Annotated in this window: 11 protein-coding genes and 1 pseudogene; 5 read left to right on the top strand and 7 right to left on the bottom strand. The window is 64.5% G+C overall.

Annotation, left to right across the window (positions count from 1 at the left end; translation table 11 throughout):
- Positions 1 to 50: 50 nt before the first annotated feature.
- Positions 51 to 1,766, bottom strand: a complete 1,716-nt coding sequence (locus tag QMG52_RS18200) for a glycerol-3-phosphate dehydrogenase/oxidase (RefSeq protein ID WP_283561855.1) — start codon at positions 1,764 to 1,766, stop codon at positions 51 to 53.
- Between the two features lie 291 nt (positions 1,767 to 2,057).
- Here QMG52_RS18200 and QMG52_RS18195 point away from each other — a divergent pair, with 291 nt between their 5' ends.
- Positions 2,058 to 2,996 carry a sugar-binding transcriptional regulator gene (locus QMG52_RS18195; RefSeq protein ID WP_502920566.1) on the top strand — a complete coding sequence of 313 codons (939 nt, stop codon included), beginning with the start codon at positions 2,058 to 2,060 and terminating at the stop codon, positions 2,994 to 2,996.
- 14 nt (positions 2,997 to 3,010) lie between these two features.
- On the opposite strand, the gene QMG52_RS18190 is transcribed toward QMG52_RS18195, so the two are convergent.
- The 3 genes from QMG52_RS18190 to QMG52_RS18180 all read right to left on the bottom strand — a co-directional run bounded on the left by QMG52_RS18190 (position 3,011) and on the right by QMG52_RS18180 (position 6,103).
- Complete coding sequence (locus tag QMG52_RS18190) at positions 3,011 to 3,847, bottom strand: ABC transporter permease (RefSeq protein ID WP_502920569.1); 837 nt, start codon at positions 3,845 to 3,847, stop codon at positions 3,011 to 3,013.
- A 100-nt stretch (positions 3,848 to 3,947) separates the two neighbouring features.
- Entirely contained in the window at positions 3,948 to 4,949 is a 1,002-nt protein-coding gene (locus QMG52_RS18185; protein WP_434621440.1) for an ABC transporter ATP-binding protein, read from the bottom strand.
- Positions 4,950 to 5,017: 68 nt separating this feature from the next.
- Positions 5,018 to 6,103 (bottom strand): LolA family protein, encoded by a 1,086-nt coding sequence (locus QMG52_RS18180; protein ID WP_283561835.1) that lies wholly within the window; start codon positions 6,101 to 6,103, stop codon positions 5,018 to 5,020.
- A 311-nt stretch (positions 6,104 to 6,414) separates the two neighbouring features.
- Here QMG52_RS18180 and QMG52_RS18175 point away from each other — a divergent pair, with 311 nt between their 5' ends.
- The 4 genes from QMG52_RS18175 to QMG52_RS18160 all read left to right on the top strand — a co-directional run bounded on the left by QMG52_RS18175 (position 6,415) and on the right by QMG52_RS18160 (position 9,976).
- Positions 6,415 to 7,254, top strand: a complete 840-nt coding sequence (locus QMG52_RS18175) for an aldo/keto reductase (protein WP_283561834.1) — start codon at positions 6,415 to 6,417, stop codon at positions 7,252 to 7,254.
- A 68-nt stretch (positions 7,255 to 7,322) separates the two neighbouring features.
- Complete coding sequence (locus tag QMG52_RS18170) at positions 7,323 to 8,186, top strand: alpha/beta fold hydrolase (protein WP_283561854.1); 864 nt, start codon at positions 7,323 to 7,325, stop codon at positions 8,184 to 8,186.
- Between the two features lie 44 nt (positions 8,187 to 8,230).
- Positions 8,231 to 9,301 (top strand): glycosyltransferase family 4 protein, encoded by a 1,071-nt coding sequence (locus QMG52_RS18165; protein ID WP_283561853.1) that lies wholly within the window; start codon positions 8,231 to 8,233, stop codon positions 9,299 to 9,301.
- 204 nt (positions 9,302 to 9,505) lie between these two features.
- Positions 9,506 to 9,976: a VOC family protein gene (locus tag QMG52_RS18160; protein WP_349361755.1), complete on the top strand. Its 471-nt coding sequence runs from the start codon at positions 9,506 to 9,508 to the stop codon at positions 9,974 to 9,976.
- A 733-nt stretch (positions 9,977 to 10,709) separates the two neighbouring features.
- Here QMG52_RS18160 and QMG52_RS18155 read toward each other — a convergent pair.
- From QMG52_RS18155 to QMG52_RS18145, 3 genes and pseudogenes are all read right to left on the bottom strand, one after another.
- Positions 10,710 to 11,387, bottom strand: coding sequence for a Pr6Pr family membrane protein (locus tag QMG52_RS18155; RefSeq protein WP_283561832.1), 678 nt, complete (start codon positions 11,385 to 11,387; stop codon positions 10,710 to 10,712).
- A gap of 768 nt (positions 11,388 to 12,155) precedes the next feature.
- Complete coding sequence (locus tag QMG52_RS18150; RefSeq protein ID WP_283561831.1) at positions 12,156 to 12,659, bottom strand: anthrone oxygenase family protein; 504 nt, start codon at positions 12,657 to 12,659, stop codon at positions 12,156 to 12,158.
- Between the two features lie 209 nt (positions 12,660 to 12,868).
- A pseudogene (locus QMG52_RS18145) lies at positions 12,869 to 13,757 on the bottom strand (Tn3 family transposase); the annotation flags it as partial.
- Positions 13,758 to 13,883 lie beyond the last annotated feature (126 nt).

Here is a 13,883-nt window from a genome sequence, read left to right as displayed (position 1 = left end):
GGCCCGAGTGCTGACGGCCTGTATCTTGTGCCCATGCCCCGTCCAGGCGGTCAGGCAATCAAGCTTTCCGCCTGGACCCCATGGAAGCGGGCCAGAATACCTTGGGCATGGTGAATCTCCGCAGCGCACCGGGCGGCATCCCAGCCCAGCGACGCGCCCAGGGCCTCGGCGGTTTCGGTCATCAGTTCCGTGCTGACCAATCCGCGGAATGCCAGCGAGGTTCGGCGGATCAGCACGTCGATCAGATGCCCGATTTGCTCATGTTCTGCCATGAAGGCGACCTCGCGGCTGCTCAGCTCCCGGGTGGAACTGAAGACGTGGTCGTCGCCCGCCTGCAGATAGGCGATGACATCCATGGCCCGGGTGCCGTAGCGCGTCAGTAGAACAGCCACCCGTGTGGCATCTATGGTTCCGGTGGCATGGGTGCGGATCCACTGCTCGATGTCGGCGTCCGACCGGGGGAAACCGGCTCCGCCGCCGATCGGCAGCTTGGCGGTGCTGACTTGGCGTGGCTTTGCCAGAATCGCCAAAACATCATTGGCCATGTGCTCGGACAGCGCCCGGAAGGTGGTCCACTTCCCACCCACCAGGCTCAGCGTCGGAACGGCCTTCCCGGCGATGGTCCGGTCGCTGCGCTCGATCCGGTAGTCCCGGGAGACAAAACCAGGCTGGGTCTCATCATGCCGTGGTAGGGGACGTACACCGGCAAAGCTGTAGACAATGTTCTCCCGGCCAATGGTGATCGCGGGAAAAACGTGCCCGATCAGCTCGAAGAAGTAGTCGACCTCGGCCGGCGTGCACACGGGAATCTCGGACATATCCGCATCCACATCGGTGGTGCCGACCAGGACCCGGTCCCCCATCGGGTAGATCAGCACGATCCGGCCATCGGTGTGCTCGAAGAAGATCTCGCGTCCGTTGCACGCGGCCAGCAGTTCCGGATGGTCAAGGACAATATGCGAGCCCTTGGTGCCACCCATATACCGCGTAGCCGCCCCCATGGCCGCATTCGTCTGGTCCACCCAGGCCCCGGTGGTGTTGACAATCACGTCCGCGGTAAAAGTGAACGTGTCTCCGGTGAGCTGGTCGGTAAGTTCGACGCCGTCGTCCGTCACAGCGGTTGCGCTGACGTAGTTGGTGGCGCGCGCCAGGCTGTTCCCGGCTCCACCTGTCCCGTTGGCCCCGGCCTTTTGGCCGTCCTGCAGCACATCCAGGGTCAGCCGCTCGGGATTGTGAACCGACGCGTCATAGTAGGTCGCGGCGTATTTGATGCCCGGGTTCAGTGCGGGCAGCTCCGCCAGCGCCTTCGTCCGCCCGATGAACTGGTGCCGGGGCACGGATCCACCGTTACGGGAGAAGGAATCGTACAAGGTCAGCCCGGCCTTGATCAGGAACGCGCCGCGCTCGACGTGTTTGCCCCGCTTGTGCGTCAGGAACCGCAGCGGCGCGGACAAAATACCCGAGGTGGTGCTGAAGATAGGAATCGTCGTCTTGAGCGGCTTGACGTAATGCGGCGCGATAGCGAGCAGGCCATTGCGTTCCACCACGGATTCCTGAACAAGCCGGAACTCACCATTCTCCAGATATCGGATGCCACCGTGGATCATATGCGAGGATGCGCCGCTGGCCCCCTGGCAGTAATCGCCGCGCTCCACGAGCACCACATCGATGCCCTGCAGGGCAAGGTCCCGAAAAGTACCGACGCCGTTGATTCCGCCGCCGATGATCAGGACCTGGGCGTGTGGCCTGCTGCGAAGGTGGTCCATCCCTGGCCGCCCTGTGGCGTTGTGGGTTGTGGCATTGTCTGCCGTGGCGTCTTGCGCGGTGTCGCCGGCGGATGGGCTGGCCGATCCAGTGATACTCAATGCGATGACCCCTTCGAGTCCCGAAGTTCGCGCCCTTGGGCGCCTTCTCCCACTATTGTTGAGACAGCTGGAAAATATAGTCAACAGGTATGCACAAACGTGCAGAACGGAATCCCCCCGATGCCGGTAACGCGGACAAAACAGTCAGACAGCCTTCGTGCGGCGCAGATGTACTACCTGCAGGACCTCACGATGGACGCAATAGCGCGCGAGCTGCGGACTTCCCGCTCCACCGTCTCCCGGCTGTTGGCCTCTGCCCGGGAGAGCGGGCTGGTGCAGATCCAGATCCGCAGCCCGCAGGGCAGCGCGCCGGAACTGGAGCGGGTGATCCGGAGCAGCTTCAAGGTTGATGTGCATGTGGTGCCGGTGCTGGATACGCTGAACGAAGCGGAGGTGCTGGAGCGGGTGTGTGTCCAGGCGGCTAAGCTGATCGGACCGCTGGTGGAATCCAACGCCATCATTGGGGTCGCGTGGGGGTCCACGCTCAGTACGGTCAGCCGTCACCTGACGCGCAAAATCACGCACGGGAGCACCATCGTGCAACTCAACGGCGCGGGAAACACTCAGACCACCGGCATCACCTACGCCAGCGAAATTATGCGCCGCTTCGGCAATGCCTATGAAGCCAAGGTTGAACAGTTTCCCGTTCCGGCGTTCTTCGACCATGCGGAGACCAAGACGCTTATGTGGGCCGAACGCAGCGTGCGGCGGATCCTCGATCTGCAGGCCCGGATGACGATGGCTATATTCGGCGTCGGTTCCATCGATGCGGACATACCAAGCCACGTCTACTCCGGCGGCTACCTGGACGAAGCGGACCTTGATTCGCTGGCCGCCAGTGCTGTGGTGGGTGACGTGGCCACAGTATTCTTCCGGGCGGACGGATCAGAGGACGGGATTGTGGTGAACCGGCGCTCCAGTGGGCCCGATCTGGAGATGCTCCGGACCGTGCGCCGACGGGTCTGCGTGGTCTCGGGTGCATCCAAGATCAACGGGCTGCGTGGCGCGCTGGCCGCAGGACTGGCCACGGACCTGATTCTGGACGAGGCCACCGCCCGGACGCTCGTGGACCCGGACGCCGTTGACGGTCCGGATGTCATGTCAGCGCCGCGTCGGGGATATTCGGCATAGGGCCGTGGCCCGGCCTAGGACAACACGTCCTTAGTGGCAAACCGGCCGTACGCCAGCGCCCCGAAAACAGCAACATACCCGGCCTGCAGCCAGGCGTTGTCGGCGAAAGAACCCCACGCGACAGGTTGGCGCAGCAGATCGGCGAAACCGAGCCAGTAGTGGCTGAACAGCCACGGGTGTAGCCACACCAACTGCGGCAGCGCGTCGAGCACCTCTGACACGACCGACAGGACGATCGTGGCGGCCATCGCCCCTACGGGAACTTCGGTCAGGGTCGAAATGAAAAGCCCGACGGCGGACAGCCCGAGCAGCGAGACCGTCACGTAAGCGGCCACCAGCAACAGCCGCAGCACCGACTGACCGACCCCGATGGTGTCGCCGGAGAGCAGCGTTACCGGGCCGACAGGGAACAGCAGGACGCCGATCACCACACCTGCCACGGCGACCGCCACGGTGGCAGCCACGCAGAACACCGCCGCGCCGGCGTATTTGACCAGCAACAGCCGCACCCGCCCCGCCGGCGCCACGAGCAGATAGCGCAGCGTGCCGAGGCCTGCCTCCCCGGCGATGGTGTCCCCCGCGATGACTCCGATGGTCAGCGGCAGGAAGAGCGGGATCGAGACCACGAGCCCGGTGACACCAACGAACAAGCCGTTTTGGGTGATCCGGTCCAAGAACGCCGGACCGCGTCCCGGTGCCACGGGGGACGATAGCCGAACTGCGACGGCGATCAGCACCGGAACCGCCGCGAGCGCCAGCAGCATCGCCCACGTCCGGCGGCGCCGGAACAGCACCGTCAGTTCCGACGCCAGCAGCTCCCAGCCTGGGGCGGTGCGGCTGTGGCGGACCAGCGGGTCAAAGGAGAGGTCCCCCGGCGGGTCACTGGTCGACTCTTGGGGCACATCGCTGGGCACCTCATCGGGAACCCTCGAATCACTGGGCACCCTCGAATCACTGGGCAACATCAAACCCCTCCCCCGTCAAGGCCACAAAACGGTCCTCGAGGCTGCTGCCCTGCACGGCAAACCCGCGCACCCGCACGCCCGCGCCCACCAGCGCGGCGACGATTGCCTCCGGCTCAATGGTGTGGTCACGCACAATGGTGTGGTCACGCACGACGGTGTGGTCGGGCGCTACGCTGTGGTCCGGCGCGACTGCAGGGTCCCGGGGTGCGGTGTGGTCCGGCAGCGCGGCACTGACCAGGCCGTCACCGTCGTCGCCCGTGTTATCCGGCTGACCCGCCCGCTCCGGCGCGAGACCCAGGCGCGCCAGCACACGGCGCGCGCCGTCCGCGTCCGGCGTTCGGATCTGCACCCGGGACGCCCCCACCCCCCGCAGCTCATCGAGAGTGCCCTGCGCCACCAGCCGCCCCGCGCTCATCACGGCCGCATGCGTGCACATCTGCTCCACCTCGGCGAGGAGGTGGCTGGAAACGAAGACGGTCGTGCCCTCGGCCGCCAGCGACCGCACCAAGGCCCGCACCTCCCGGGTGCCCTGCGGATCCAACCCGTTGGTCGGCTCGTCCAGGACGAGCAGCTCGCGTGGAGCCAACAGGGCGTTCGCGATGCCCAGCCGCTGCTTCATGCCGAGCGAATAGGCACGCACCTTTTTGCCTGCCGCCTGCGTCAGACCGACCCGCTCCAGCGCCCGGTGTACGCGGGCGCCGCGGGTTCCCGACGGTGCATCCCTGTCGGCCGTGTCGAGCCGGTGCAGGTTCGCGGCGCCGGACAGGAACGGGTAGAACGCCGGACCCTCTATCAAAGCACCGACCCGCGGCAGCACCTCCCGAAGGTTGCGCGGCATGTCCTGTCCCAGCACCCGCATCTGCCCGCTCGTGGCGGCGGCCAACCCCAGCAGAACCCGGATTGTCGTCGTCTTCCCGGACCCGTTCGGTCCCAGAAAACCGAACACCGCACCGCGTGGAACTGCCAAATCGATGCCGTCCACGGCCATCTGATGACTGAACCGCTTGGTCAGCCCCCGGGTTTCTATCGCCAGTTCGGCGGACGGGCTGCCGGCCGTCACCGGGCGGCGGCTGCGGCCTGCAGCAGCTCCAGCGGAACCGATCCGGCGAAGATGCGCCCGTCGTTGGTCAGCAAAACGTTCACCAGCGCTGTGGAAACCAATCGGCCGCCGTCGACCGTCCGTGCCGCCTGCGCCAGCAGCGGCGACGCCGTCAGACCGGCCGGCACCGCGGCCGCCGGCAGTCCGATCACGGTATCCCAACCGGTCCCGGAAACCGTGTGCTGCGGGGCCGCGCTGCCACTTTGTTCGCCGGGCGTACCGGGCTGTCCCGGCGGCAACCGATCCCCCTGCGGGAGCGACCGTTGCGTGACGTTGGCGCCTGGCGGCGGTGTGAAGGTGAACAAGTCAGCCGACGGCGCCTGCAGGATGAGGTCCGTGAAGGCCAGCCGGAAGGCGGGCTTGTCCTGACCTCTGGCCTGCACCTCCACGCTCAGCGGCAGACCGGTGAGCGAATCCACGGCAATCGACACCGATCCGACGAGCGTGTCGGAGCTGCGTGGGCTGAGCACCAGATCATAGGCTGACCGGCCCGCCACCACGGTGTCCTGCCCCACAGTCACTTCCGTACCGGGATCAATGGCCGCCAACATCCGCTGCGCCAGCTGATCCGGCGTCTGCAGCTCAGGCGTGGAGGGAGCCGTTCTCCCGTCCGTGCCGGCGGCAGGAAGTGTCTCGTGCGTCGCCGAGTTGTCCTTTGAACTGTAGAGCCAAACGTCGGTGCCGTGGCGCACCACGTCCCGCTCGGCCAGCTGATCCATCACCTGCACGCGGGCATCGGTCGGACCGGCCAGATAGACCCGCGCGGTATGCGGACCCGTGAGCAGATCGAGAGCCGAAGCCACGCCTGCATTGGACGAAGGGCCTGTGGTGGGCAGCTGCGGCAGTCCCAGCTCCGACGTCTGCTCCAGTGTCCCCGACAGTGATTTCACTGTGTTGGCACCGACCATCGCCAGCAGTTGCTCCGGCGTTTTTATCGGCAAAGTGGCCGCCGCACTCGCCTGAAACGGCCCGACCAGCGCACCGGCGGCGATTGCAGCGGGCACGGCAACGGCCGGCAGCCAGCGTAGCCACACCTTGGTCATGACAGACACCTCGTGCATGACAAACAACTCATGACGGGCAACCTCGGATTCCGCAAGTCATGGCTCAACTTTACGCCCGTCGAGCAACGACTTCATAGGGGCCGTCTTGCTTACACAGTTAACTGAGCTTGTGTGAGGATAATGGCCCGTGCTGAGGATACTCACTGGGGGCGTCATCCTTCACGGCTGCCGTCAACGGCAGGCCGTAGCCGCCGGGCCTACCCGGCCACCCGCCGTCGCCCTGTTCCAACCTCCGGCTGATCCGGCGGCGTTGCACCGATCCGGACCTCCGACTCGGTAGAGTCGTAGCCATGCGACAAGTGCCCAACGTGACCCTGAACAACGGCGTGAAGATCGGGCAGCTGGGGTACGGCGTCTACAAGGTACCTGCCGCGGACAGCTTTTCGCTCGTCACCCAGGCCCTGGAGGCCGGCTACCGCAGCATCGATACGGCCGCGCTGTATGCCAATGAAGAAGGTGTCGGCCAAGCCGTCCGGCAGGCCACGGGCGACGGCGGTCCGCTGCGCCGGGAGGACATTTTCGTTACCACAAAGGTCTGGAACGACAGCCAGGGTTTCGACAGCACGTTGGCGGCCTTTGATGAATCCCTGCACAAACTCGAGCTCGACTACGTGGACCTGTACCTCATTCACTGGCCCTGCCCGGAGCAGGACCTGTACATCGAGACCTACCGGGCCCTCGAGCGGCTCTACCACGACGGCCGGGTCCGCGCCATCGGCGTCTCCAATTTTGAACCCGAGCACCTGCGCAGGCTCCTTGACGCCACCGACGTCGTTCCCGCCGTCAACCAGGTGGAGCTGCACCCTTGGCTGCAGCAGAGCGAGGTGCGCGCCTTCGGAAAGGAGGCAGGGATCCGCACGGAGGCCTGGAGCCCGCTGGCCCGCGGCCAGCTGCTGGAGGATCCCGTGCTGGCCCGGATCGCCGCTGCGCTGGGACGCAGCGTGGCGCAGGTGGTTTTGCGCTGGCACATTCAGCTCGGCAATATTGTCATTCCGAAGGCCAGTTCACTGGCCCGGATCCGGGAGAACCGGAACATTTTTGATTTTATGCTCGACGACGGCGCGATGGCCGACATTGCGGCCCTGGACCGCGGCCATCGCGCCGGGTCCGACCCGGCACGGGTAAATTGAAAGCGACGGACGGTTTGGCTTTTAGGGACATCACGGTCGACCTGGACGGCCGGCGCAGCCGGCACACCATGACGATCCGAGGCGCAGAGATCGAATACTGGGAGTACTCCGCAGCGCCGGCGGCTCCGGGAGCACGAACATTGCTCGTGGTGCACGGCTTCCGCGGTGACCACCACGGACTCGAGCGGGTGGTGGAGGCACTCCCCGGTCTACGGGTCATCATGCCGGATCTTCCCGGCTTCGGCACATCGGCCCCACTCACCGACGCGCCCCATGACGTGCCGTCCTACAATCGGTTCCTCGCAGACCTGATGGCCGGCCTGCAGCTCGGGCCGGACACCGTCCTGCTCGGACATTCCTTCGGCTCGATTGTCGCCAGTCACTTCGTCGCAGAGCACCCGGGGAGCGTCAGCGAACTTATCCTGATCAACCCAATTGCCGCACCCGCGTTGGAAGGGCCCAAGGGCATATTGTCCAAGCTGGCCGAGTCCTATTATCTGGCCTCTGCCCGGCTGCCTGCCCGGGCCGGCAATGCGCTGCTGCGCAGTAAGACCATCGTGCACCTGATGAGCATCACCATGGCCAAGACCAAGGACAAGGCGCTGCTGCGCTTCATCCACCAACAGCATTACTCCTACTTCTCGCTCTTCGCCGATCGCGGCATGCTGCTCGAATCCTTCCGCGCCTCCGTGGGAGGGACCGTCCGCCAGGTCGCTTCACAACTGACCCTGCCAGTTCTGCTGATCGCCGGAGCCCAGGACGAGATCGCCACCCTACCCACACAGCACAAACTGATGACATTGTTGCCGGACGGACAACTGGTGGTGATCCCCGGCGTCGGGCATCTGATCCACTATGAAACACCGGTCCCGGCAGCCGCAGCGATTACGGGCTTCCTGGCCGCGCATCCGATCGCAGGAGGCACAGAATGAGAACTCCCCTTGAGTCAGGAGAGACCGTGCCTCCTGCCAGAAGACTGAAGATCGTCATCGACGCCCGGTTCACCCGCACTGACCACCACGACGGCATCAGCCGCTACGGCGCAAGCCTGATTGCCGCCGTCGCGCCTCTGGCGGACGTGACCATGCTGATCAGCGACGAACACCAGCTCGCACTGCTGCCCGACGTTCCCTATCTGAAGATCAACAGCCCGCTGTCCCCGCGGGAGCTGTTCGTGGCCCGGCAGGTGAACAGACTCGCTCCCGACGTGGTCTTCTGCCCGATGCAGACGATGGGCAGCTGGGGGCGCAGATACGCGCTGGTGCTCACCCTGCACGACTTGATTTACTACGAGCACCCCGCACCGCCGGGCTTTCTGCCGGCACCGGTGCGGGTGCTCTGGCGCCTTTACCACAAGGCCTACTGGCCACAGAGGCTGCTGCTCAACCGTGCGGATGTGGTCGCCACCATCAGCCGGACCACCGAGGCACTGATGCACCGGCACCAACTGACGAAAAGGCCGGTGCGGATAGTGGGCAACGCTCCGCAGGCTGACCGCATGCCCCGCAACCCTGGTACGGCGCCGGAAAAGACCCTGATCTACATGGGTTCCTTCATGCCGTACAAGAACGTTGAGACCTTGATCCGGGGGATGGCAGAGTTGGACGGCTTCGCCTTGCATCTGCTCAGCCGCATCACGGAGCCGCGGCGCACCGAACTGGAGTGGCTGATTCCCACCGGTGCGGAGGTTATCTTCCACAACGGTGTGAGCGATGCCGAATACGACGAGCTGCTGCTGCGCACGACGGCGCTCGTCACGCTGTCCAAGGCGGAGGGCTACGGGCTGCCCCTGGTGGAGGCCATGGCGCTCGGAACGCCCGTGGTGGTGAGCGACACGCCGATCTTCCGGGAGGTGGGCGGCACCGCTGCCAGCTACGTCCCGGCCGATTCACCCGCAGCCTTCGCATCCCAGGTCCTTGCCCTGGCCGATCCCGACGTCTGGAGTCAGTGCTCCGTGGACTCAGTCCGGCAGGCCGCCCGGTTCAGTTGGGCTGACTCTGCAAGGGAACTGCTGGACATCGCGACGGAGCTTACTTATCAAAGGTAGGGCAGATGCTGTTCCGTGGCTGCCTTGAATTGCCGGTCAACGGTCGGTCAAAAGTGCTGGACCGTCGTCCAAAAAGTGCGCGGAACCGTCGTCCAAAAGTGCTGGACCAATAATGTCGGAGCAACGGGGTTCCCCTTACGGACGGTCGCTTGATGTTCCCGTCCGGTCCACCTGCGCAGACGCTGTGGTAACGGAGAGGAGGCGGTGTGTGCTGTCTTACGAGCCCGTCTTGGGCCAATTAAATCTGGTGGTTCGGGACATGGATGCCGCTGTCGCCTTCTACCGTCGCCTTGGCCTGCCGATCGACGCCGGCCGGGAGTCCCGCATGTCGCTACCCGACTACCAAACGGCATGCTCATCGAATGGGACAGCGTCGAGTTCGTACCCCAATGGGACTCGGGTTGGAACGGGACCACCGGGGGCAGTGCGGTGCTCGGCTTCTCCGTACCGACGCGCGAGGCCGTGGACCAGATCTACACGGAGTTGACCAGCGCAGGATACGAAGGCCACCAACAGCCCTATGACGCCTTCTGGGGTGCCCGTTACGCGATCGTCGATGATCCTGACGGCAACAGCGTCGCCCTCATGAGCCCGGAAGATCCGGAACGGAAGTTCTGGCCACCCACCCAAACCGCCGCAAGGGTCCTGACCTCCAGGCCGACGCACGTGGCGTGAGTCGGCGGGTGTCTGGTAAGGGTTCCGCAAGTGGAACGCGGGTGGCCTGGAGGAGCCCAGTGGTCGGCCGCCGGCACCGGCTGTTCCCCTGGCGTTGGCCGGCCGGGCTGGAGGACGAGGAGCGGGACAAACAAGTCGCATCGCGTTGAACCCTGCCATCGGTTTGGGGGACGACCGGGACGTCCGTTCAGCCCTCAGGTGCGTAAACGAATCGAAGGTCCTCCCACCCTTCACCGGTGTGGCGGACGATGTCACGCACTGTGCCGGACGGCACGAAACTCGCGCTGAGGGCTACTCGCTGACTGTCCAGTTTTGCTGCTGCCGATCTGCAGTTCGACCTCATCGACGTCGGGCCTGCGGATCAACCAGTTGGCAGCCAGCCGAGCCGCCCGCCTGGCCACGCCAGCGGCAGCCATCCACCATCAAGACCGTCCGGCAATGCGGCGAAGCCGATGATTGACTCCGTGTCCGCAGCCGCTGGCAGGCGTAGTCTAATTACCCCGTCACTAAACGGCTGCCCCGGTTCCCCGTGCGTCCATCCGCCGACCATACTCAACTATGCGTTTACCGGCGGCTGGCGGTCAACAGCGACCCTCGGTTATCGGCCGCCCGCAGAGCGTTCCTCAAGCGGGACATCGGCTCGCCAGGAACGCCCCCGGTCCGTGTCGGGTCAGGGTCCTGCGACAGAAGAGACCCGGCGGAAACAGCCGGGTCTCTTCTGAATGACCGGTGCTTAGTTGATGGTGCCGGCGTCGGGTTGAGGGGGTGCGGCGGTGGTGCCGGTGACTCCCGCAGGTGTCGGGGCGATGTGAAGTCGCGTGGAGAACGCGACAATGAGGGCGAAGAGGAAGGCTGCTGCCGCGATGACCAGCGACATGACGGCGACGGTTCCGTAACCGCTGACCCGGGGGTCCAGGAATGGGTAGGGGTACCAGTTGACGATGGGACCGCGGACCAGGCTGTATATCAGGTAGAGCAGGGGGAACGCGAGCCAGATCAGCGAGGTGCGGACAGGGACCCTGGTTTTGGGCAGGTCAACAAGCCAGTCGATCACCATGATTGTCGGGATGGTGTAATGCAGCACGACATTGATCCAGGGGATCGGGGTGTTGACGTCGATGTTGCTCAGCAGAAGGTTGTAAACGATCCCCGTGATGGTCATGTAGATGGTCGCAGCTCCGCGCAGGAGTTCAAGCCAGCGGGGGCTTTCGCCTTTCCACGCGTACCGGCCGGCGATCGCCAGGGTGATGAAGGCGATGATGTTTGATTCGATGGTGAAATAGCTGAAGAAGTTCCCCGCGGAGGCGCCGGGAACATTCTGGAGCAGGTGTGTCAGCTGAAAAAGTACGGCCAGAAATCCGAGGAGGGCAAACCAGAACCTGAAGAGCGCGAGCCCTCGATTGGGTGTCATACAGGGATCCTATGGGACCACGGATGTCGGGGCCGGGAGGCTGGCAGTGTCGGCGCCGGGTCAGCGTGCGACCCGGCGCTGTGCTTGTCGCCGGTGGGCCGACTCCGTAGAGGTGTGTTGTTCCCCTGCGTCCGGTCAGTGTTCGGCTTCCCGGACACCAGGCGGTGTCTGAGTTACTCTCGGAAGATGCGTTGGTTTGGAGCGGTCATCGGCGCGTACGTCTTGGTGGCCATAGTTACTCGTCTGGCGGAGACGGCTGGATTCCACAGGTGCGGATGCAGTACCGATTGCTGGTGCCAGTGCCCGTTGCTCGGCACGTTCCGTTGGGTGTTTCCGTACGGTCACAGATCGGTCGGTCCACGAGAGAAGGCATCGCTCGCCCAAGCTTGACCGTCGTACTACCGCGATGGATGCCCTACACGCGATGAACGCCGCGGGTGGCCGTCGACGATCCCTCAGCGAGATCGCCCTGGCAGGTTGCAGCCCCGCTGAGAGTTCGGCTTACGGGCAGGTTTGGGCGGTCACTGTGCTGGCGGGGGTGGGGACGAGCGGCACGGCTGCGACGAGTGCGAACGCGAACGGGTATTCGAGGTTTCTTTCCTCGGATGGCCATGATAGTGGCTTCCGAAGGTTCAGCCTCATGTAGCCGTCGGCCCCGGGATCGCCCTATGCTCTATCGTCACGCAGCGTCTCTGGCCGTCTCAAGGATCGCGTGCCAAATCGCGACGATGGGCTCGACCGGTCCGCGCGGTGCCGCCAGCCGCAGTGTCACCTTGCGTGGTGACTGCCGGCTGCTGCCCTCTTACGAGACCACACCAGCGACCCCGTCAGGACCAGGAAGCCAATCCCGGACAGCAGCGTCGAGATCGCGTGAGAGGTTTCCCAGGTGTTTCGGTAGTCCCGCCAGTCAGCGGGAAGGGTGTCCGGGCTCCACACGGCGACTCTCGCGTTGACCGGTAGGTTGCCGACGAAGAACACGATGAGCGTCCCAATCAAGCAGAGGCAGACAATCCCCACGATCAACGCGTCGCGTCGTTTGCCGCTCAGCACGCTGAGAACGGCGAGTGCGCCGGCACTCACGGCGCCAAGAACCTCGCATGTGCCGCCGACTGTCGCGAAGCCTCCGTAGAACGTGTTCTGTACCGTCAGCCATTCGGCACCCGTCAATGCCCGGCTGCCGGGCGCTTGCAGCACGTGTGTCAGCGTCAGCCCGAACACCAGCGCGACGCAGATGATGGTAACGAACTGGAGTACGCGTATCAGCGAACGCATCCGAGCCTCCCAAACGTGTTATGCGCGATGCAGACTCGCAGATACCTATCCTGTCGGTCTGGTCCATCATCGATGCTCACGTACGGAATACCGATGGCGACGTGAAACACACTGTCGACGCCGCGCGACCAGATGACAGTGAACTCTTGTCAGCTCAGCATCCCACAGATGGTTCCCCAAACGGGACGGGATAGGCGTTGCATGTCCAGGTAGCGGGTGTTCCATAGAATGACGGCGTTTAGGACCAATCCTAGGGCTCCGAGCTGGCCTTCCTGGCCTTCCCGGTAGGACTGGCGTATCTGGCCCCTCCTGCCGTGGAAGATGAGTCTGGCTAGGGCGTGTCTGGATTCCTGCAGCGTCAGCTGGGTATGAATTTGCCGGCGGTAGCCCTCGTCAACATCGATAAAGTCCAGCAGATGCTCGGTTTTGGCTATTCTGCCGTACTCCGCCAACGCTTTTCCAAGCAGGGTTGGTGTCCCGCCGCCCTGAGTGACCCGCAGAACTTCCGAGGCGCGCACGGTCCGGCAGTCAAAGTTCATGCAAGACGCAGCATGTCAGGCCAGTTCGCCGTAATGCCGTAATAAGGTCCATGTTGATCCAGTTGCGGCCGGCGACCGCGTTCAGCTTCCCGTAGTCAGCTGTGGTATTGACGCCCCAGAACCGTTGGTCAGGAAGCCCGGCCAGGCGGGGCGAGAACCGGTATCCGAGCAGGGTGAAGAGCCCGAAAACCTGATCCGAGTAGGAGGCCGTGTCGGTGGCGACCACCTCGGTGCGCTGGCCCCCGTCAAGATCGAGCAGCCCATCCAGAATGTGTAGGGAATCGCGGACCGTCCCCGGGACAACGACGGCACCCAGGCCTGAGGCCTGGTCGTTGAGATAGGTCAGCCAGGTCAGGCCGCGGCCCTGACTAAAGTAGCGCGGATTCGCCCCGGCATTGACGGTGGCCACCGGAACCACGAACCGCATCCCATCGACGGCGGCGCGCACATAGTTTTGATCGACGTGGGTAAGGCGTCCACGCGTCAGTGCGGGGTGGCCGTCTTTGACCACCGGTGTTAGTCCGACGTTGCATGCCTCGGCCACCAAAATGGCGGCTACGAAAAATGTCAAGCTGTATGGAGTCACTTGGCGCTTAGCGTGGCTGTTCTTGTTTCGGGGAGGTTGATGCCGACATGGTCGGCCGGGGCTGGTGTGCTGGGTCGGCGGCGGAACCTTCCAGGATTT

The sequence above is a fragment of the Paenarthrobacter sp. PH39-S1 genome, from assembly GCF_030063245.1.
GTDB lineage: Bacteria > Actinomycetota > Actinomycetes > Actinomycetales > Micrococcaceae > Arthrobacter_M.
The sequence above is the reverse complement of the archived record's forward strand: the minus strand, read 5'-3'. Positions and strand labels throughout refer to the sequence as shown.

Coding starts and splice junctions, on each gene's coding strand:
- QMG52_RS18200 (WP_283561855.1), bottom strand. CDS start 1,766: ATGGACCACCTTCGCAGCAGGCCACACGCCCAGGTCCTGATCATCGGC.
- QMG52_RS18195 (WP_502920566.1), top strand. CDS start 2,058: ATGGACGCAATAGCGCGCGAGCTGCGGACTTCCCGCTCCACCGTCTCC.
- QMG52_RS18185 (WP_434621440.1), bottom strand. CDS start 4,949: ATGGCCGTGGACGGCATCGATTTGGCAGTTCCACGCGGTGCGGTGTTC.
- QMG52_RS18180 (WP_283561835.1), bottom strand. CDS start 6,103: ATGACCAAGGTGTGGCTACGCTGGCTGCCGGCCGTTGCCGTGCCCGCT.
- QMG52_RS18175 (WP_283561834.1), top strand. CDS start 6,415: ATGCGACAAGTGCCCAACGTGACCCTGAACAACGGCGTGAAGATCGGG.
- QMG52_RS18170 (WP_283561854.1), top strand. CDS start 7,323: ATGACGATCCGAGGCGCAGAGATCGAATACTGGGAGTACTCCGCAGCG.
- QMG52_RS18155 (WP_283561832.1), bottom strand. CDS start 11,387: ATGACACCCAATCGAGGGCTCGCGCTCTTCAGGTTCTGGTTTGCCCTC.
- QMG52_RS18150 (WP_283561831.1), bottom strand. CDS start 12,659: ATGCGTTCGCTGATACGCGTACTCCAGTTCGTTACCATCATCTGCGTC.